Origin of the sequence: Citrobacter sp. wls613, from assembly GCF_005281195.1 — a bacterium.
Taxonomy (GTDB): domain Bacteria; phylum Pseudomonadota; class Gammaproteobacteria; order Enterobacterales; family Enterobacteriaceae; genus Citrobacter; species Citrobacter gillenii.
The window spans coordinates 1-19,503 of record NZ_SZXN01000063.1 but is presented as its reverse complement, the minus strand read 5'-3'; the positions used below and the strand labels follow the sequence as shown (position 1 = coordinate 19,503).

The following is a 19,503-nucleotide window of genomic DNA, read 5'->3' as shown; positions in this document are numbered from 1 at the left end:
TCGCCCGTTATGATGGTTGTTGTCGTGTGGATTATTATTGTGTGGGTTGTTGTTGTATTAGCTTGTATATACATTTGGCAGGTGAATAAAAAGTTGTCAAATATATTGAGTGTAAATGTTAACTGGTCGTTATTTTTGCATAAAAAATGGCCGGGCTGAGAACAGGCCGACCATTCAGAGTGTAGGGTTTTACGGGGGTACGGTTACGCGGCGCTACCCTGGACGAGAGGTGCCAGTGCGGCGGGCAGTTGCTTTCCCAGCTCTTGTACCAGTGAGTCACGGCTGATTTCACGAATGGATTTTGCACCGGTCAGCGTCATCGCCACTTTCATTTCTTTCTCAATAAGGTTCAACAGGTTGGCGACACCCGCCTGACCGTGGGTCGCCAGTGCATACAGGTAAGCACGGCCCAGCAGTACGGTATCTGCACCCAGTGCAATCATGCGCACCACGTCCAGACCGTTACGGATGCCGCTGTCTGCCAGAATCGCAATATCGCCTTTCACCGCGTCGGCAATGGCGGGCAGCGCACGTGCAGAAGACAGCACGCCGTCCAGCTGGCGGCCGCCGTGGTTCGAGACCACGATGCCGTCGGCGCCAAAGCGTACGGCATCGCGAGCATCTTCTGGATCGAGGATCCCTTTGATCACCATCGGACCGTCCCAGAATTCACGGATCCACTCGAGGTCTTTCCAGGAGATGGACGGATCGAAGTTGTTTGCCAGCCAGCCGATGTAATCCTCCAGGCCGGTGGGTTTACCCAGGTAGGCCGAGATATTGCCTAAATCATGCGGACGACCGTTCAGGCCAACGTCCCACGCCCACTGCGGATGGGTTACCGCCTGCCAGTAACGGCGCAGCGCGGCATTCGGACCGCTCATCCCGGAATGTGCGTCACGGTAGCGTGCGCCGGGCGTGGGCATATCGACGGTAAAGACCAGCGTGGAGCAACCCGCTGCTTTAGCACGTTCCAGCGCGTTACGCATAAAACCGCGATCGCGCAGGACGTACAGCTGGAACCACATCGGACGCTTGATGGTCGGGGCAACTTCTTCAATCGGGCAGACGGAAACCGTCGAAAGCGTAAACGGAATGCCTTTGGCGTCAGCGGCAGCGGCGGCCTGAACTTCGCCCCGGCGGGCATACATGCCGCACAAGCCAACCGGCGCTAATGCCACCGGCATCGACAGTTTTTCGTTGAACAGGGTGGTTTCCAAACTCAGGTCGGCCATGTTCTTCAGCACGCGCTGGCGTAGTGCCACCTCCGATAAATCTTCGACGTTACGGCGCAGGGTATGCTCTGCATAGGCACCACCGTCGATGTAGTGGAACAGGAAGGGGGGCAGAATGCGCTGGGCTGCGGCGCGATAATCGCTGGCTGCTGAAATAATCATGAGTTGTTCTCCCTGCTAATTTCATTATGGTCACCGGGCAGACGGGTAATACGCGCCTGGCGGGCCTGGTCTTCATCAAAGCGTTTAATGGTGGTGTGGACAAAGCTGAGGTGCGCCATCATCGCCTTACGCGCGCCATCAGCGTCCCCGGCGACAATCGCGTCCAGCACGGCAAGGTGCTGTGCTGTGAGCTGTGAAAACACAGGTGGCACCAGGTACATACGCTGGCGGCTCTGTTTTACCGAGGACTGCAATACGTCGAAGAAACCGCGCATGGTCTGGAGCAGCACCACGTTGTGCGACGCTTCCGCAATGGCGAGGTGAAAGCGAACGTCTGCTTGTGAGGCGAGATCCGGGTCCTCACTCTGCGTGGCCTCAAAACATAGCCTGATTTTCTCTTTGTCGGCAGTTGTAGCGCGCATCGCGGCATGCCACGCGGTGCTGGCCTCAATGGCGTGGCGGGCTTCGAGAATATCGAAGCTGTAATCCGGGTCATCCGCCATCAGGCTTTTCAGCGGCTGAACGATGTTTTGTTCGGACCAGGCTTCATGCTGCCAGCGGACAAACGTCCCGCCGCCGCGACGGCTGAGCAGCACGCCTTCACTGACCAGCTTTGCCAGCGCCTCGCGCAGTGAATTACGCGACACGCCGAGCTGTACGGCCAGCTGGCGCTCGGCGGGCAACTTCATGCCCGCCTCCAGCTGTTGTTCTTCAATCAGCGCCCGCACGCGAGTAGCGACCTCGTCGGACAGGCGTCTGGGCATCACTATCATGGGATCATCCAGGTTAAGACATAGGCCTGAAGCGTGGTAATCACACCCACCATACAGGTGAATATCAGGCTGTGTTTCACGGTAAAGCGGAACAGGTCAGACTCTTTACCCACCAGCCCCACGGCCGCACAGGCGATGGCGATAGATTGCGGGGAGATCATCTTGCCGGTTACGCCACCGGTGGTATTTGCCGCCACCAGCAGTACATCGGAGACACCGATTTGCTGCGCTGCCGTTGCCTGTAGGGCTGCGAACAGTGCGTTAGAAGAGGTATCTGACCCGGTCAGGAATACGCCCAGCCAGCCGAGGAACGGCGAGAAGAAGGTAAAGGCGCTGCCGGTGTGTGCCAGCGCTAATGCCAGCGTCGAAGACAGGCCTGAGTAGTTAGAGATAAATGCGAATGCCAGTACCATCCCGATGGAATAGATGGGCAACGCCAGCTCTTTCAGCGTGCTGCCGAAGGTTTGCAGGGCGGCAGAGGGCTTCATTTTCAGCCAGACAATAGACAGCAGGGCGGCAAACAGAATGGCGGTGCCGGTCGCTGAGAACCAGTCAAACTTGTATACCGCCGCGTAGGCCGTGGCTTCGTGTACCACCGGCGGCATGCGGGCCACCAGTTTGTCGAGGAACGGTACCGGAACATTCACCACCCAGTGATACATCGCGCCGCCAGGGGCAAACAGCGCTTTAAACGGTGGGATGCTCCACAGCGTGACCGTTGCTGTCAGAAACAGGAACGGTGACCAGGCGCGAACCACCTGGCCGGCGGTGTAGTGAGTGCGGGCCAGCGTTTGATCGACCTGTGAAGCACCCATGTCACCAAAGCGGAAGATGCGTACCGGCTGCCAGCGTTTCAGGAACAGCGTCAGACACACCAGTGACACCAGAGAAGAGATGATGTCCGGCAGTTCTGGCCCGATAAAGTTAGAGCTGAGGTACTGCGCGATGGCAAAGGAGCCGCCTGCGACCATTACCGCCGGCCAGGTCTCTTTCACGCCGCGCCAGCCGTCCATAATCGCCATGATCCAGAGCAGCACGATAATCGTCAGGAACGGCAGCTGGCGGCCTACCATCTGGCCGATTTCAAAACTGTCCAGCCCGGTAACCTGACCAGCAACCAGGATCGGAATACCCATTGCGCCAAACGCCACCGGCGCGGTGTTTACAATCAGGCACAGACCTGCGGCGTACAGCGGGTTGAAGCCCAGGCCAACCAGCAGTGCGGCGGTAATCGCCACCGGGGCGCCAAATCCTGCAGCCCCCTCGAGGAATGCGCCAAAGCAGAAGCCTACAATCAGCATCTGCAGACGCTGGTCAGGGGTAATCGACAGGATTGAGGAACGGATAATGTCGAACTGCCCGGTCTTGACCGAAATCTTATAGACAAATACGGCGGCGATGATTATCCAGGCAATCGGCCACAGACCATAGAAGAAGCCGTACACCACGGATGCCAGCGCGTGATCGACCGGCATTTTGTAGAACAGCAAGGCGACCAACAGGGCAATCCCTACCGTCCACGTCGCAGCGACATAACCTTTCAGCTTGAGCTTAATCAGCGCGAAGAAAAAGAACAGAATAGGGAGTGAGGCAATCAGGCTTGAAAGCCAGATGTTACCGGCCGGGTCGTAGTTTTGTTGCCAGAGATTCATTGCAGGTCTCCTGGGGGCCGCCGACATAATGCAATGAGTCTGTGCTCATCTCGTCGTCACACTATGTGTAAAAGTGGCCCTGCCAATATTGTTGTGTAGGGGTAATGACAACGAATGGTTAATCAAATGTTATTTATTGGCAACGGCATTGTAAGTTATTTTTAACGAAATGTGAGGGGGTATTCGGATCTGGCTAAAATTGGTAGGGCCAATTGGCAGGGGAAATAGGAGACCGGGCAAACGGACGTTGCCCGGAGGGTGATCAAAACTCAGTCTTTGAAAAGCCAGTCATCTCTTTCAGGCCCATTTCACGACCCAGTTCGGTCATCGGGTGTACGATCACCAAACCGCGCACGCTTTTCTTCAGCTTGCCCATGTCGGCCTGCTCTTTTTTGGTGATGGCGCGACGGAACGGGAGCTTGCTGAGCTTTTGTGCTTCTTTGCTCAACTTCTGACCGTGAACTTCACGCAGGCGCACGATCTCGGCTTCCAGCGTTTCTTTTTCTTTTTCCAGCTCGGCATATTTGTCGGCGGCTTCAACCAGTGACAGGTCTGCCTGCTGGTGGCGGATGGCGTCCAGGCGATCGCTCAGACGTTTAATTTCGTTTTTTTCGACTTCTTTCATAGGATAGCTTCTGCTAAAAATAGGATGAATATCCTATAGTATGCGCGCAGAGGGGGATTATTCTCAACTAATCGAAGATAAATAATCAAATGCTGCAAGTATTATTTCGCTAATGAAAATGTTAGCTGTTTGATTAAAAAGGGATTTTAAGAAATAAGATCGTTGATGGTGCTTTTTGTCGGTGGCGGCATAGTGAAGCACGTTTTCCTCAATATAATTAACCATCCGATCCTAAACTTAAACCATCGACCGCGCAGGCGGGTCGCGGATAATACATGGAGGATGAATCATCATGGCGAAAATAGGCGAGAACGTTTCGATTCTTATTGATAAAACCATCGATTTTATGGCGTCAAGCCAGGCTTTTCGTGAGTACTTGAATAAAACGCCGCCGCGTAACACGGTGCCTTCTGAGGTCCCGCAGGAAAACGTGCCGCTGTATCTGCAGCGTCTGGAGTACTATCGCCAGCTGTATCGACCGCAGCAGGATGAGAAGTAAATCGGTATGACGTTATTTCTGAAAGGCTTTCTTTAAGCTGATTTTAGAAATCAGCTCGGTCAGAGAGAGCACCATGGTTGAGCGTACCATTTGCTGGTAGCGCTGGATTTGCATGGCGTACAAACCCGAGTCTGAGGTATCAAACTGGGGCGGGGGCGGGAGCGCCGTCACGCAGTGCAGTTCACCAAACGGTCCGAGAATTTCGTCGTCGGTGAACGCATATTCATTACCGTCGTGATTCAATTCCTCACGCAGCGCCATCAGCAGTTCCGCATCTTCATACTCAGGGCGGCTGAGCACACCCAGGCCGTAGATCAGCTTCAGACGGACCGACAGATCGCCCAGCGGCCCGTCGCCGTCGAGCAACGGTTCCACTGCATATTTAACCGCGTAGTCGTCTTTGCGAAATACCTGAAGCACCAGGATATTCACCGCCTCGGTGAGTAAATCTACGGCGGTGATGAGGAAGCTGCGTACGGTTTTGCCAGCATTCAGACGCTCAAGCACACGATTTTCAAAGGCCTGCGTTTGTTCCATTATTGCCTGCATATCTGACAATCTGATATTCGGGCGCAGGCTGACCTGCGCCGCACTGTGGATCATTTGGTTGCGTTATATGCGTTAACCGCCTCCGCCACCACGTCGCTGTTGGCATCCAGCCCGGAAACCTGTGCCAGCGCGGCCTGTGGGCCTTTTTCGTCAATCAGCGCTGCCAGTTCCTGCGCCTGCGGGTCTTCTTCACTGCGGTAATGCATCGCCGCAGCAATACCCTGCACCAGATTAACGTGCGGCAGGCCGTACTCCAGCGTGCCGAGCAGCGGCTTGATTAAACGGTCGCCTGCGCTCAGTTTACGCAGCGGCTGGCGGCCCACGCGCTCAACGTCATCTTTCAGGTACGGGTTTTCGAAACGACTGAGGATTTTCTGAATGTATGCTGCATGTTTTGCCGCATCAAAGCCATAGCGTTTGATCAGTACCGCGCCGCTCTCTTCCATCGCACCTTTTACCACTGCGCGGATTTTCTCGTCGAGAATCGCGTCACGGATGGTCTGATGACCGGTCAATTTTCCGAGGTACGCGGTTATAGCATGCCCCGTGTTCAGCGTGAAGAGCTTACGTTCGACAAATGCCATCAGGTTATCAGTTAATTCCATTCCCGGGATGTTTGGCAACTCGCCTTTAAACTGGGTTTTGTCGACAATCCACTCGCTGAAGGTTTCTACGGTCACTTCCAGCGGGTCATTGGTGGCAGAGGCGGAAGGCGGAACAATACGGTCTACGGCAGAATCGACAAAACCAACGTGTTCTTCAACCCAGGCTTTATCCGCATCGTCCAGCGCGTTCAGCACGTGACCTTTCAGCTGGGTGGTGCCGCGCACCATGTTTTCACAGGCAATAATATTCAGTGGAGCGCTAATACCCTGCGCTTTACGTTTGATCAGCCCTTTGGCGATGGCAGGCGCAATGCGTTCCAGCACGACCGGACCAACCGCGGTGGTCACGAGATCAACCAGGGCAATCAGTTCAACGACATCGTCGCCGATGCTGCTGACGGCGTTAACGCCGGAAACGGTATCAACCTGCTCATTTTCACCGACAACATGAACCTGATAGCTATGACGGGCATTCAGGGCGTCGAGAACCACCTGATTTACATCCGCAAACGTCAGTTGTATCCCCGCGTCTGCCAGCAGTTTGCCGATAAAGCCACGACCGATATTACCTGCGCCAAAATGTAATGCTTTCATAGTATTAACCTTCATTAATGTTTTTACCCAAGAGGGCTGGGGTGAGGCTTTTCCCTCAACCTAACCCTCTCCACAAGGGAGAGGATTTTGTAGGCCCGGTAAGCATGAGTCCTACCGGGCAATAACGCTTACTTACGACCTGCCAGCAGTTCCAGCACTTCATCCACGCTGGTGGTCTGCGCCAGACGTTCGATCACGGATTCATCATCCAGCGCGTTGGTCAGGCTGGTAATCACCTGGATGTGCTCATTGTTACGCGCGGCGATACCAATCACCAGGCGGGCAATGTCGTCTTCTTCTTCACCGAAGCGCACACCTTCCGGGTACTGACAGAACACGATGCCAGTTTTCAGCACGCGATCTTTAGCTTCGATGGTGCCGTGCGGTACCGCAATGGACTCACCCAGGTAGGTAGAGGTCAGTTTTTCGCGATCCAGCATTGCCTGGACGTATTCCGGCTCAACATAGCCGCCTTTCACCAGTTGCTCACCGGCAAACAGAATGGCTTCTTCTTTGTTGGTGGCTTTACGGCCGAGGAAGATATTCTCCGCACCCAGTTTGAACAGGTTGTTATCACCTTCATCAAAACTGTCTTTCAGGTGGTCACGTACCTTCTCTTCGTTAACGTTGTGGCGCTGTGCGGCAACCAGACGCTCGGTCAGGCTGGTGTACAGACCGCTGTCGAGGAAGTTGGTCAGCGAAATGTGCTGCGCCTGAGGAACCTGGCGCATAGCGCGTTCGGTCAGGTCACGGTGGGTAATGACCAGATCCACATCCGGCGGCAGATTGTTAATCGCGCTGTTGGTGACGGAGATCTGAGACAGACCGGCATCCTGCACTTTCTTGCGCAGTACGCCTGCACCCATTGCGCTGGAGCCCATACCGGCATCACAGGCAACGATGATTTTACGCACATGGCTCAGGTCGTTGGTGACATCGCCCGCAGACAGCGGAGATGAACCTTTGGATTCTGCTTTCATGTCGTGCATGCGACGGGTCGCTGCATCAATGTCATCTTCTTCTTTCACTTTGCTGGTTTTCAGCAGAATGGCTGAGACCACAAAGGAGACCGCCATGGCCGCACAGATTGCCGCGATGTTAGCGAAGTACGCGCCTTTTGGCGTCATGGCCAGTACGGCCAGGATAGAGCCCGGAGAGGCCGGAGAAACCAGACCGCCGCCGAGGATAGTCAGCGTAAATACGCCGGTCATACCGCCGAGGATAACGGCCAGGATCAGACGTGGGTTCATCAGCACGTACGGGAAGTAAATTTCGTGGATACCGCCCAGGAAGTGGATGATAGCCGCGCCGCCCGCAGACTGTTTAGCGCTACCGCGACCGAAGAACATGTACGCCAGCAGGACGCCCATACCCGGACCCGGGTTTGCTTCAATCAGGAAGAAGATGGATTTGCCCATCTCATGGGACTGCTGAATGCCCAGCGGTGAGAAAATACCGTGGTTGATGGCGTTGTTGAGGAACAGGATTTTCGCCGGTTCAACAAAGATAGACGCCAGTGGCAGCATGTCATGGACAACCATGAAGTTAACGCCTGCTGCCAGAATTTTGGACAGTGCTTCAACCAGTGGGCCAATGCCGAGGAACGCCAGGATAGCGAGGATCATCCCGATGATGCCGGCGGAGAAGTTGTTCACCAGCATCTCAAAGCCGGATTTAATCTTACCGTCAACCCAGTTATCGAAGTGTTTAATCGCCCAGCCGCCCAACGGACCGGCAATCATTGCGCCGAGGAACATCGGCATATCGGCACCGACGATCACACCCATTGTGGTGATGGCACCGACCACACCGCCGCGATCGCCACCCACCAATTTACCGCCGGTGTAACCAATCAGCAGCGGCAGAAGATAGGTGATCATAGGGCCAACGAGCTTAGCCAGCGTTTCGCTCGGCAACCACCCTGTCGGAATGAATAATGCGGTGATAATACCCCACGCGATAAACGCGCCGATATTCGGCATCACCATGTTGCTGAGGAATCGACCAAAGCTTTGCACTTTGATCTTAATATCGGATGACATAAAAACACCCCTTCTTATGTTTGCTATCGCGCAGGCTGAAAGCCCGAGGTTTGTTAATGTAGCGGCAGGAGGTAGCCGGACCCTGTAGATACTGCGAAATCTGGCACTGAATCGTTCAACTGTCCAGTCGACGCCTTTTTATGTGATATTCGTCACGTAAATATAGGGTGTATGGCGGTAGTTAATGTGATATTCATCACAAAATGCCAGTACAAAAAAACACCTCACGGTTAGAATTCACCCAAAAAGGCAGAAAAATGTGAATTGGTTCACGTTTTATGTTGGCGTGTTTGTTGAGTCTTTGTGATCTGAATCACAAGAAATTTTCATCTGTTTTTTTCCCAGTGTGATCTGAAGCAGATTTTCCCCCGCCCATTTTTTGCGGAAAATAAAGCAACTTTTACTCAGAAAATATATTTTTTTTGTGGTATGGCAAAAATTGCCAACTCCAGTTATGTTCAAGACATCAGCCAGGGTACATACGGCTGCCAGCACAAAAAAACTCTAATTAGTGTGAATTCGAGGCAGGTATGTTTCTAAATTATTTCGCGTTGGGCGTGCTCATTTTCGTCTTCCTGGTTCTGTTCTACGGAATCATCGCCATCCATGATATTCCCTACAACATGGCTAAAAAGCGTAACCATCCCCATGCCGATGCGATTCATACGGCGGGCTGGATTAGCTTGTTTACGCTCCATGCCATTTGGCCGTTCCTGTGGATTTGGGCCACGCTCTACCAACCCGAACGCGGCTGGGGAATGCAAAACCATATTCAGCCAATGACGGGCAACCCTGATATTGACGCTCTTGCGAAGCGCGTAGCCGATCTGGAACAAAAACTGGCTGCGGTGCAACCCGCCGCTGATAAGAACACGCAGGAGCGCTGATCATGGATCTGTTGATTGTTTTGACCTACGTGGCATTTGCCTGGGCCATCTTTAAGATATTCCGTATCCCGGTAAACCAATGGACGCTTGCTACCGCAGCTTTAGGTGGCGTGTTTATTGTTGCGGGCCTCATTTTATTAATGAACTATAACCACCCGTATACCTACACTGCGCAAAAAGCGGTGATCTCCATTCCAATTACGCCGCAGGTTACGGGGATTGTGAGTGAGGTTACCGATAAAAATAATCAGCTGATTAAAAAAGGCGAGGTGTTGTTCAAACTCGATCCAGGCCGCTACCAGGCGCGCGTCGACAGGCTGCAGGCCGACCTGGTTACCGCAACGCACAATATCGATAATTTAAAAGCGCAACTTTCGGAAGCGGTCGCCAACACCACGCGAGTGTCTGCCGAGCGCGATCGTCTGTATAAAGATTATCAACGCTACCTGAAAGGCAGCCAGGCGAAGGTTAACCCGTTTTCTGAAAGCGACATCGACAACGCCCGCCAAAACTACCTGGCACAAGATGCGCTGGTGAAAGGCTCCGTTGCGGAACAAACCCAGATCCAAAGTCAGTTAGACAGCATGGTTAACGGTGAGCAGTCGCAGGTTGCTTCTCTGCGTGCTCAGCTTGCTGAAGCCAAATACAATCTGGATCAGACCGTCGTGCGTGCGCCAAGTAATGGCTATATCACGCAGGTGCTGATCCGTCCGGGGACCTATGCCGCTGCGCTGCCTCTGCGACCGGTGATGGTCTTTATTCCGGAACAGAAACGCCAGATTGTGGCCCAGTTCCGCCAGAACTCATTGCTGCGTCTTGAACCGGGCGATGAAGCGGAAGTGGTGTTTAATGCGCTACCAGGCCAGGTTTTCTCCGGTAAATTGACCAGCATTCTGCCGGTTGTGCCGGGAGGCTCTTATCAGGCTCAGGGCGCATTGCAGTCCTTAACGGTGGTGCCGGGTACCGATGGCGTGCTGGCAACGATTGAACTGGAGCCGAATGCCGAAGTTGACGCCTTACCGGACGGCATTTATGCCCAAGTGGCGGTTTACTCCGACCATTTCGCCCACGTGTCGGTGATGCGTAAAGTACTGCTGCGTATGACCAGCTGGATGCATTACCTTTATTTGGATCATTGAGACCGTCGTCACCTGCCATTTGCCGTGGCCTGAGCCATACTGATATTTTTGTTGGCAAAAAGGACACGGCATGAAACTCATTGGCAGCTACACCAGCCCTTTTGTGCGAAAAATCTCTATTCTGTTGCTGGAAAAAGGCATCACCTTCGAATTCGTTAATGAACTTCCCTACAACGCCGAAAACGGCGTGGCGCGCTACAATCCGTTAGGAAAAGTACCCGCTCTGGTCACCGATGAGGGCGAGTACTGGTTCGATTCGCCAATCATCGCCGAATACATTGAGCTGCTGGATATTGCGCCAGCCATGTTACCGCGCGATCCGCTGGCGGCGCTGAAGGTGCGTCAGATTGAAGCGCTGGCGGACGGTATTATGGATGCTGGACTTGTCTCCGTACGCGAACAGGCCCGGCCAGCCGCACAGCAGTCAGAAATCGAACTGCTGCGCCAGCGTGAGAAAATTACCCGCAGCCTGGATGTGCTGGAAGGCTATCTGGCAGACGGTACCCTGAAAACGGACACGGTGAATCTGGCCACCATCGCCATCGCCTGCGCCGTGGGTTATCTCAATTTCCGCCGCGTCGCACCCGGCTGGTGTGTTGACCGACCGCGACTGGTCAAACTGGTGGAAACGCTCTTTCAGCGTGAGAGCTTTGCCCGCACAGAACCGCCAAAGGCTTGATGCGTATTATGTCCGCCTGAGCAAACTCACGGTACAATCCCCCCATATTGCTATCCCTCTCCCCGGCGGAGAGGGCCACCAACAGCCAGGCCCTTTCATGACAACCGACATGCGTTCACTCTACAGCCAGCTTCCTGCGATCGATCGTTTATTGCGCGATAGCGCCTTTCTTGCCTTACGTGAGTCTCACGGCCATACCCGGGTGGTGGAGCTGCTTCGCCATATGCTCGACGAAGCCAGGGAAACGATTCGCGACGCGCAGGCGCTCCCGGCGTGGAGTGACGACTGGGCGCAAGAAGCCAGCGCCCGGCTGGAACGCGAGTCGCACAGCGCGCTGCGTCCGGTCATCAACCTGACGGGTACGGTGCTGCACACCAACCTGGGTCGTGCGTTGCAGGCGCAAGAAGCGATTGAGGCGGTGATGCAGGTGATGCACGCGCCGGTGACGCTGGAGTATGACCTCGACGGCGCCGGTCGTGGGCATCGCGATCGTGCGCTGGCGGACCTGTTGTGTCGCATTACGGGAGCCGAAGATGCCTGCATCGTTAATAACAATGCGGCAGCGGTGCTGCTGATGTTGGCTGCAACCGCCAATGGTAAAGAGGTGGTGGTTTCACGCGGTGAGCTGGTGGAAATTGGCGGCGCATTTCGTATTCCGGACGTGATGCGCCAGGCCGGGTGCGTTCTACATGAGGTCGGTACCACTAACCGGACGCACGCCAGCGATTACCGTCAGGCAGTGAATGAAAATACCGGTCTGTTGATGAAAGTGCATACCAGCAATTACAGCATTGAAGGCTTTACCAAAACGGTGGATGAAGCCGAGCTGGCGGCGATCGGTCATGAGCTGGATATTCCGGTGGTGACGGATCTGGGCAGCGGCTCGCTGGTGGATCTCAGCCTGTACGGTTTACCCAAGGAGCCGATGCCGCAGCAGTTGATTGCCGCGGGTGTTAGCCTGGTCAGCTTCTCGGGCGACAAGCTGCTGGGGGGGCCGCAGGCCGGAATTATCGTCGGTAAGAAAGAGATGATTGCCCGGCTGCAGCGTCATCCGCTGAAACGTGCGCTGCGGGCCGATAAAATGACCCTGGCGGCACTGGAAGCCACGCTGCGGCTCTATTTACACCCGGAAGCACTGGCGGAAAAATTACCCACGCTGCGCCTGCTCACCCGTAAGGAAGAGGCGATCCGCGAACAGGCACAACGCTTACAGGCACAGCTCGAACAACATTATGGCGGCGAGTTTGCACTGAACGTGATGCCTTGTCTGTCGCAGATTGGCAGTGGTTCGCTACCGGTTGATAGACTGCCCAGCGCGGCATTAACCTTTACCCCGCATGACGGGCGCGGTAGCCGCCTTGAGGCCCTGGCTGCCCGCTGGCGCGCGCTACCGGTGCCGGTCATTGGGCGAATTTATGATGGCCGCTTATGGCTGGATCTGCGCTGTCTTGAAGACGAGCCCCGGTTTATGGAGATGATGCTGAAATGATTATTGCAACAGCCGGACACGTTGACCACGGAAAAACCACGTTATTACAGGCGATTACCGGTGTGAATGCCGATCGTCTGCCGGAAGAAAAAAAACGTGGCATGACCATCGATTTGGGCTATGCCTACTGGCCGCAGCCGGATGGCCGCGTGCTGGGGTTTATCGACGTTCCCGGACACGAAAAGTTTCTGTCCAACATGCTGGCGGGCGTCGGCGGCATCGATCACGCGCTGTTAGTGGTGGCCTGCGATGATGGCGTGATGGCGCAAACGCGGGAGCATTTGCAGATCCTGCAACTGACGGGCAATCCGCAGCTCACCGTGGCGCTGACCAAAGCCGATCGCGTGGATGACGCGCGTATTGACGACGTGCGTGCAGAGGTGCAGTCAACGCTGGCAAACTTTGGTTTTGCCGGGGCGACACTTTTCGTGACCGCCGCCAGTGAAGGGCTGGGTATTGATGCATTACGTGAGCATCTGCTGCAGCTGCCTGCGCGAGAGCTGGCCCGCAATCACACCTTCCGGCTGGCAATTGACCGCGCCTTTACGGTGAAGGGGGCGGGCCTGGTAGTTACCGGCACGGCGCTCAGTGGTGAAGTGAACGTTGGCGACACGCTGTGGCTGACTGGGGTCAACAAACCGATGCGCGTGCGTAGTCTGCATGCGCAAAACCAGGCCACTGAGTACGCTCATGCCGGGCAGCGTATTGCCCTGAATATTGCTGGCGATGCGGAGAAAGAACAGCTCACCCGCGGTGACTGGCTGTTGTCCGATGCACCGCCGGATGCCTTGACCCGCGTCATTGTCTCTTTAGAGCACGCCGCCCCGCTGACACAGTGGCAACCGCTGCATATTCACCACGCGGCCAGCCACGTGACCGGGCGTATTTCCCTGCTCGAAGGGACGCTGGCGGAGCTGGTGTTTGATACGCCGCTGTGGCTGGCCGATAACGACAGACTGGTGCTGCGCGATATTTCTGCCCGCACGACGCTTGCGGGTGCACGCGTGGTGACGCTCAACCCGCCGCGTCGTGGCAAGCGTAAACCGGAGTATCTGCAGTGGCTATCGGCGCTGGAAAACGCACAGAATGACGGCGACGCGCTGGCAGTGCATCTGACGCGTGGCGCGGTGAACATCCCCGATTTCGCATGGGCGCGCCAGCTTAACGGCGACGGGATGCGCCCGTTGATTGAGCAACATGGTTTTATTCAGGCTGGATATAGCCTGTTGAATGCCTCTGTCGCCGCCCGCTGGCAGCGTAAAATTTTGGATACGCTGGCGACGTACCACGAGCAGCATCGCGATGAGCCGGGACCGGGGCGTGAGCGTCTGCGGCGCATGGCGCTGCCGATGGAAGACGAAGCGCTGGTCCTGCTGCTGATCGAAAAAATGCGCGATAGCGGCGTTATCCATAGCCACCATGGCTGGCTGCATTTACCGGACCATAAGGCCGGCTTTAGCGATGAGCAGCAGGCCATCTGGCAAAAAGTTGAGCCTCTCTTCGGCGATGAGCCGTGGTGGGTGCGGGACCTGGCGAAAGAAACGGGCACTGATGAGCAGGCCATGCGTCTGGCGCTACGGCAGGCAGCGCAGCAGGGCATCATTACCGCGATCGTCAAAGATCGCTATTATCGTAACGATCGCATCGTGGCTTTTGCCAATATGATCCGCGAACTGGATCTGGAAAGAGGATCAACCTGTGCCGCTGATTTCCGCGACAGGCTGAATGTGGGACGTAAATTGGCTATCCAAATTCTGGAATATTTTGACCGTATTGGGTTTACCCGTCGCCGGGGAAATGATCATTTATTACGCGATGCATTACTGTTTCCCGAAAAGTAATGACACAATTAATTCATAGAAAACATGAAGTAATACAAAATAGCGGTTGATTTATATAAGCACATTAGATTTTAAACCTAATGTGCTTTTTTAATTTCTGGTGTTATTAAAATAACAACCACGATCATATTTTGATGGGATTTTCACACGTATGCTGCCTACCTCTTTAGAGTAATTAAGGATTGTACAATGGCTGCTTCAACATTTTTTATCCCATCTGTGAACGTAATCGGTACTGGTGCATTGAAGGATGCCATGAATACAATGGCGGAATATGGATTCCGTCGTACGTTAATCGTGACGGATGCCATGCTGACCCAATTAGGGATGGCGGGCGATATTCAAAAGGCCTTACAGGAACGTGATATTTTCAGTGTTATTTTTGATGGTACACATCCTAACCCAACTACCAGCAACGTTGCGGCGGGTCTGAAACTTCTGCAAGAACACCAGTGTGATAGCGTTATTTCCCTGGGCGGCGGCTCACCACACGACTGTGCGAAAGGCATTGCGCTGGTGGCGGCTAACGGCGGCGACATTCGTGACTACGAAGGCGTTGACCGTTCTGCAAAACCACAGCTGCCGATGATTGCCATCAACACCACGGCGGGTACGGCATCTGAAATGACCCGTTTCTGCATCATCACTGATGAAGAACGCCACATTAAAATGGCGATTGTTGATAAGCACGTAACCCCGCTGCTGTCGGTAAATGATTCCTCGCTGATGGTCGGTATGCCGAAGTCTCTGACGGCGGCCACCGGTATGGATGCGCTGACCCACGCCATTGAAGCATATGTTTCCACTGCTGCCACGCCGATTACCGATGCTTGTGCACTCAAAGCGGTAACGATGATTGCTGAAAATCTGACGGTTGCCGTGGAAGAGGGCAGTAACGCGCAGGCGCGCGAAGCCATGGCCTACGCGCAGTTCCTTGCCGGTATGGCCTTTAACAATGCATCTCTGGGTTACGTTCACGCAATGGCGCACCAACTGGGCGGTTTCTATAACCTGCCGCACGGGGTGTGCAACGCCGTCCTGCTGCCGCATGTTCAGGTGTTCAACAGCAAGGTTGCTGCGGCTCGCCTGCGTGACTGCGCGGCTGCAATGGGTGTGAATGTGGCGGATATGAGCGAAGCGCAAGGCGCTGAGGCCTGCATCGCGGCGATCCGTGAGCTGGCGCAGAAAGTGGTAATTCCGGCAGGCCTGCGCGACCTGAACGTGAAGGAAGAAGATTTTGCTATTCTGGCGACCAACGCCCTGAAGGATGCCTGTGGTTTTACCAACCCGATTCAGGCGACGCATGAGGAAATCATGGCGATCTATCGCGCGGCAATGTAAACCGTGACATCTGTCGTAAAGCAGTAAATGGCTGGCGAATAATTCGCCAGTCCCGTCTACCTTTGTAGTACCCCTACAGCAAGGAGACGGTCATGACCAATAACCCCCCTTCAACGCGTATTCATCCCGGCGAGTATGGTTATCCCCTGAAGTTAAAAGCCCGATACGATAACTTTATCGGCGGCGATTGGGTGGCACCGGTGGACGGTGAGTATTACCAGAACCTGACGCCGGTCACCGGGCAGTTACTGTGCGAAGTGGCCTCTTCCGGCAAAAAAGACATCGACCTGGCATTGGATGCTGCGCACAAAGTCAAAGATAAATGGGCGCATACGTCCGTTCAGGATCGTGCTGCGCTCCTGTTCAAGATTGCCGATCGCATGGAGCAAAACCTGGAGCTGCTGGCGACGGCAGAAACCTGGGATAACGGTAAGCCAATCCGCGAAACCAGCGCGGCAGATGTGCCGCTGGCCATTGACCATTTCCGCTATTTCGCCTCCTGTATTCGAGCCCAGGAAGGGGGGATCAGTGAAGTCGACAGCGATACGGTGGCGTATCATTTCCATGAACCGCTCGGCGTAGTCGGGCAAATTATCCCGTGGAACTTCCCGTTGCTGATGGCGAGCTGGAAGATGGCGCCGGCCCTGGCAGCGGGTAACTGCGTGGTGCTGAAGCCAGCTCGTCTGACGCCGCTGTCGGTGCTGCTGCTGATGGAAGTTATCGGCGATTTGCTGCCACCGGGCGTGGTGAACGTGGTCAACGGTGCAGGCGGAGAAATCGGCGAATATCTGGCGACATCAAAACGCATTGCGAAAGTGGCGTTTACCGGATCGACGGAAGTCGGCCAGCAGATCATGCAGTACGCCACACAGAATATTATCCCTGTCACGCTGGAACTGGGTGGCAAGTCGCCGAATATCTTCTTTGCCGACGTTATGGATGAGGAAGATGCGTTCTTTGACAAGGCGCTGGAAGGCTTTGCGCTATTTGCCTTCAACCAGGGCGAGGTGTGTACTTGCCCGAGTCGTGCGCTGGTGCAGGAATCTATATACGAACGTTTTATGGAGCGAGCCATTCGCCGTGTGGAGAGTATCCGCAGCGGTAACCCGCTTGATAGCGTCACGCAGATGGGCGCGCAGGTCTCGCATGGGCAGTTAGAAACCATTCTGAACTACATTGATATCGGTAAGAAAGAAGGGGCGGATGTCCTGACCGGCGGGCGGCGTAAGCAGCTGGATGGGGAGTTAAAAGAGGGCTACTACCTCGAGCCAACCATCCTGTACGGCAAGAACAATATGCGCGTTTTCCAGGAAGAGATCTTCGGCCCGGTGCTGGCGGTCACAACCTTTAAAACTATGGAAGACGCGCTGGAGATCGCCAACGATACCCAATACGGACTGGGTGCCGGCGTCTGGAGCCGTAACGGTAATCTGGCCTACAAGATGGGACGTGGTATTCAGGCCGGACGCGTCTGGACCAACTGCTACCATGCCTACCCGGCACATGCGGCGTTTGGCGGCTATAAACAATCGGGTATCGGGCGGGAAACTCACAAGATGATGCTGAACCACTACCAGCAGACCAAGTGCCTGCTGGTGAGCTACTCTGATAAACCGCTGGGGCTGTTTTAATACAATAAATAGGCAGTAGTAATGCTGCCTATTTTCAATTGTACAAGGCTGCCGTAGCTTGCAGCTCATTGCTAAATTTATAAATGTCATCTAGTGATTCAATAGGATGACGTGTTTCATTTTTTTCTATATCAAATATACCGATATATTTCTGATTTCGATTAAAATGCAAGCGACAGAGTGGTTTTCTGTTATTATCATCAATCAAAATACCGAAATAGCTTTTCGTATCTCTATGCATTATTCTTGGTGCATCTATTACCACTCGCGTAATAGCTTTGACGATATGGAATCCCTCAAGTTCATCCATTGTGGTGATAATGTCGCTTTCATCTTTAGTTATGCTAACTGTTGTATCTATTTCATTTTCTGTTTCGGATATTGCGAGTTCTTGGGTCTGAATGACATTCCCACCCATGGCGGATTTTAATCTTTCATTAACTTGAGCATTAATATATTGCGTTGCTGCTTTTTTTGTTAATAGTGTAAAGGTTTCTCTAACCTTTTGTGTCAACATTCCATCATAGATTCTTGATGCAAAGAATTTTACAAAATCCTCTTCGGGATTGCTCATTTGAGCATGAAGATGTTTTTTTATTAGGCTGACATACTTTAACTCACCAGCTGCGTTAAGTATGGATTCTAAGTCAAAAGCTGATTTAGTTAGCTTTTTAATTTCTGGTACAATCATTTCATCTAAATCAAGAAGATTGATTTCGAGAAATGGTTTCTCATCCATTTTGTTTGGAGCATCTAAGTCTGTGAAAAACTTATACTCTTGCCCATTTGTCAAGATTGAAATTCTGGCATTGGTTACATGAAAATAGCGGAAAAGTTGTGAGGCATGATTGATATTGAGTGGCTCGCCAATCTTCTTGCATTCAATCAAGATCTGAACTTCACCATTTTTTAAAATAGCATAGTCGATCTTTTCACCTTTCTTTGTTCCTACGTCACATACGAATTCTGGAATAACTTCCGTAGGGTCAAAAACATCATAACCAAGTACATTGTTAATAAATGGCATAACAAATGCGTTCTTCGTCGCTTCTTCGGTTTCAATCGCCATTGATTGCTGTTTTATTTTTGAAGCTAGAATATTTAATTTTTCCATGAACTCGGTGGACATAAAAACTCCTTGTACTCATTTGTAATAAAATCTGTTTCCGAAATCTTAGTAGTGATTTAAGTAGTGGACTATTGGCTATCTTGCAAGAATATTAATGTTTAAAATTTGAAGTTCGTCACGTTGTTAGTAAAAATTTTAATAAAGTAACATTTTAAAATCCCCTATTCATAGTTTTAAAATATGAATAGCAGTGATTATTATCATCCACTATTTCCTTCTGGCTTGATGGAATAATTAACTCGTAGCGTTATGCTGGGAGTACGGTGCTGATCAAAAAAATGAAAGTGATGACGGTTTTATTTGGTATTTATTTAGAAGTAGAATTTTTCAACAGGGAATATCTATGATATGGAGAAGATATATAGCCGAATATTATTCACATTATAGTAACAAAATATCATAATTCGCTACAAAAGAAGTTAGGAGAAGCGTATGAGAATCGCAAGAGGAGGCCAGTTCTTCATGAATTTGAAGTAGGCGATAGCGGGTAAATCAAGGTAAACACGTCGTGGTTAGAAAGGATAGTCTCGTTCTCAGGCATTTTTAGTATATATAAACCCATATATCGTTATATAAATAAGGCAATTGCATTCAATCTGGTGGTAATGACTCCAACTTATTGATAGTGTTTTAT

At 52.9% G+C, this 19,503-nt stretch carries 16 protein-coding genes; 8 read left to right on the top strand and 8 right to left on the bottom strand.

Annotation, left to right across the window (positions count from 1 at the left end; translation table 11 throughout):
• Positions 1–203 precede the first annotated feature (203 nt).
• The 4 genes from lldD to FDX01_RS13605 all read right to left on the bottom strand — a co-directional run bounded on the left by lldD (position 204) and on the right by FDX01_RS13605 (position 4,444).
• Positions 204–1,394, bottom strand: coding sequence for a quinone-dependent L-lactate dehydrogenase (gene lldD, locus FDX01_RS13620; protein ID WP_137399930.1), 1,191 nt, complete (start codon positions 1,392–1,394; stop codon positions 204–206).
• Positions 1,391–2,167 carry a transcriptional regulator LldR gene (lldR, locus tag FDX01_RS13615; RefSeq protein ID WP_096759103.1) on the bottom strand — a complete coding sequence of 259 codons (777 nt, stop codon included), beginning with the start codon at positions 2,165–2,167 and terminating at the stop codon, positions 1,391–1,393. The genes lldD and lldR overlap by 4 nt, the downstream gene beginning before the upstream one ends.
• Entirely contained in the window at positions 2,164–3,819 is a 1,656-nt protein-coding gene (lldP, locus tag FDX01_RS13610; protein WP_137399929.1) for an L-lactate permease, read from the bottom strand. Before lldP ends, lldR begins: the two co-directional genes overlap by 4 nt.
• A 262-nt stretch (positions 3,820–4,081) precedes the next feature.
• Complete coding sequence (locus FDX01_RS13605) at positions 4,082–4,444, bottom strand: YibL family ribosome-associated protein (protein WP_096759105.1); 363 nt, start codon at positions 4,442–4,444, stop codon at positions 4,082–4,084.
• Positions 4,445–4,736: 292 nt separating this feature from the next.
• On the opposite strand from FDX01_RS13605, the gene FDX01_RS13600 reads away from it, so the two are divergent.
• Positions 4,737–4,943 carry a hypothetical protein gene (locus tag FDX01_RS13600; protein WP_096759106.1) on the top strand — a complete coding sequence of 69 codons (207 nt, stop codon included), beginning with the start codon at positions 4,737–4,739 and terminating at the stop codon, positions 4,941–4,943.
• Between the two features lie 12 nt (positions 4,944–4,955).
• Here FDX01_RS13600 and mtlR read toward each other — a convergent pair whose 3' ends face one another.
• From mtlR to mtlA, 3 genes are all read right to left on the bottom strand, one after another.
• The gene (mtlR, locus tag FDX01_RS13595) at positions 4,956–5,546 is read right to left on the bottom strand and encodes a mannitol operon repressor MtlR (protein ID WP_096759107.1); all 591 of its coding nucleotides are present in this window, start codon (positions 5,544–5,546) and stop codon (positions 4,956–4,958) included.
• Complete coding sequence (gene mtlD / locus FDX01_RS13590) at positions 5,543–6,691, bottom strand: mannitol-1-phosphate 5-dehydrogenase (RefSeq protein ID WP_137399928.1); 1,149 nt, start codon at positions 6,689–6,691, stop codon at positions 5,543–5,545. Before mtlD ends, mtlR begins: the two co-directional genes overlap by 4 nt.
• A 128-nt stretch (positions 6,692–6,819) precedes the next feature.
• Positions 6,820–8,733, bottom strand: a complete 1,914-nt coding sequence (gene mtlA, locus FDX01_RS13585) for a PTS mannitol transporter subunit IICBA (protein WP_115257184.1) — start codon at positions 8,731–8,733, stop codon at positions 6,820–6,822.
• 530 nt (positions 8,734–9,263) lie between these two features.
• Between mtlA and FDX01_RS13575 the strand changes: the two genes are divergently transcribed.
• The 7 genes from FDX01_RS13575 (at position 9,264) to aldB (ending at position 17,740) form a co-directional block, all read left to right on the top strand.
• Positions 9,264–9,620 carry a DUF3302 domain-containing protein gene (locus tag FDX01_RS13575; RefSeq protein ID WP_117342538.1) on the top strand — a complete coding sequence of 119 codons (357 nt, stop codon included), beginning with the start codon at positions 9,264–9,266 and terminating at the stop codon, positions 9,618–9,620.
• 2 nt (positions 9,621–9,622) lie between these two features.
• Positions 9,623–10,759, top strand: coding sequence for an HlyD family secretion protein (locus FDX01_RS13570; RefSeq protein ID WP_115257186.1), 1,137 nt, complete (start codon positions 9,623–9,625; stop codon positions 10,757–10,759).
• 70 nt (positions 10,760–10,829) lie between these two features.
• Positions 10,830–11,438, top strand: a complete 609-nt coding sequence (locus FDX01_RS13565; RefSeq protein WP_096759112.1) for a glutathione S-transferase — start codon at positions 10,830–10,832, stop codon at positions 11,436–11,438.
• Positions 11,439–11,535: 97 nt separating this feature from the next.
• Complete coding sequence (gene selA / locus FDX01_RS13560; RefSeq protein ID WP_117342536.1) at positions 11,536–12,927, top strand: L-seryl-tRNA(Sec) selenium transferase; 1,392 nt, start codon at positions 11,536–11,538, stop codon at positions 12,925–12,927.
• Complete coding sequence (gene selB, locus FDX01_RS13555) at positions 12,924–14,768, top strand: selenocysteine-specific translation elongation factor (protein WP_117342535.1); 1,845 nt, start codon at positions 12,924–12,926, stop codon at positions 14,766–14,768. Before selA ends, selB begins: the two co-directional genes overlap by 4 nt.
• Before the next feature lie 189 nt (positions 14,769–14,957).
• The gene (gene yiaY, locus FDX01_RS13550; protein ID WP_137399927.1) at positions 14,958–16,109 is read left to right on the top strand and encodes an L-threonine dehydrogenase; all 1,152 of its coding nucleotides are present in this window, start codon (positions 14,958–14,960) and stop codon (positions 16,107–16,109) included.
• 92 nt (positions 16,110–16,201) lie between these two features.
• On the top strand, positions 16,202–17,740 hold the full coding sequence (aldB, locus tag FDX01_RS13545) for an aldehyde dehydrogenase AldB (RefSeq protein WP_096759116.1): 1,539 nt from the start codon (positions 16,202–16,204) through the stop codon (positions 17,738–17,740).
• Between the two features lie 34 nt (positions 17,741–17,774).
• Here aldB and FDX01_RS13540 read toward each other — a convergent pair whose 3' ends face one another.
• Positions 17,775–18,869, bottom strand: a complete 1,095-nt coding sequence (locus FDX01_RS13540; RefSeq protein WP_137399926.1) for a type I restriction endonuclease — start codon at positions 18,867–18,869, stop codon at positions 17,775–17,777.
• Positions 18,870–19,503 lie beyond the last annotated feature (634 nt).

Excerpts from the sequence above, each read along its gene's own strand:
- mtlD (WP_137399928.1), bottom strand. The coding sequence starts at position 6,691 with ATGAAAGCATTACATTTTGGCGCAGGTAATATCGGTCGTGGCTTTATC.
- mtlA (WP_115257184.1), bottom strand. The coding sequence starts at position 8,733 with ATGTCATCCGATATTAAGATCAAAGTGCAAAGCTTTGGTCGATTCCTC.
- selA (WP_117342536.1), top strand. The coding sequence starts at position 11,536 with ATGACAACCGACATGCGTTCACTCTACAGCCAGCTTCCTGCGATCGAT.
- FDX01_RS13540 (WP_137399926.1), bottom strand. The coding sequence starts at position 18,869 with ATGTCCACCGAGTTCATGGAAAAATTAAATATTCTAGCTTCAAAAATA.
- aldB (WP_096759116.1), top strand. The coding sequence starts at position 16,202 with ATGACCAATAACCCCCCTTCAACGCGTATTCATCCCGGCGAGTATGGT.
- FDX01_RS13565 (WP_096759112.1), top strand. The coding sequence starts at position 10,830 with ATGAAACTCATTGGCAGCTACACCAGCCCTTTTGTGCGAAAAATCTCT.
- yiaY (WP_137399927.1), top strand. The coding sequence starts at position 14,958 with ATGGCTGCTTCAACATTTTTTATCCCATCTGTGAACGTAATCGGTACT.
- lldD (WP_137399930.1), bottom strand. The coding sequence starts at position 1,394 with ATGATTATTTCAGCAGCCAGCGATTATCGCGCCGCAGCCCAGCGCATT.
- FDX01_RS13575 (WP_117342538.1), top strand. The coding sequence starts at position 9,264 with ATGTTTCTAAATTATTTCGCGTTGGGCGTGCTCATTTTCGTCTTCCTG.
- FDX01_RS13605 (WP_096759105.1), bottom strand. The coding sequence starts at position 4,444 with ATGAAAGAAGTCGAAAAAAACGAAATTAAACGTCTGAGCGATCGCCTG.
- selB (WP_117342535.1), top strand. The coding sequence starts at position 12,924 with ATGATTATTGCAACAGCCGGACACGTTGACCACGGAAAAACCACGTTA.
- lldP (WP_137399929.1), bottom strand. The coding sequence starts at position 3,819 with ATGAATCTCTGGCAACAAAACTACGACCCGGCCGGTAACATCTGGCTT.
- FDX01_RS13570 (WP_115257186.1), top strand. The coding sequence starts at position 9,623 with ATGGATCTGTTGATTGTTTTGACCTACGTGGCATTTGCCTGGGCCATC.
- FDX01_RS13600 (WP_096759106.1), top strand. The coding sequence starts at position 4,737 with ATGGCGAAAATAGGCGAGAACGTTTCGATTCTTATTGATAAAACCATC.
- lldR (WP_096759103.1), bottom strand. The coding sequence starts at position 2,167 with ATGATAGTGATGCCCAGACGCCTGTCCGACGAGGTCGCTACTCGCGTG.
- mtlR (WP_096759107.1), bottom strand. The coding sequence starts at position 5,546 with ATGATCCACAGTGCGGCGCAGGTCAGCCTGCGCCCGAATATCAGATTG.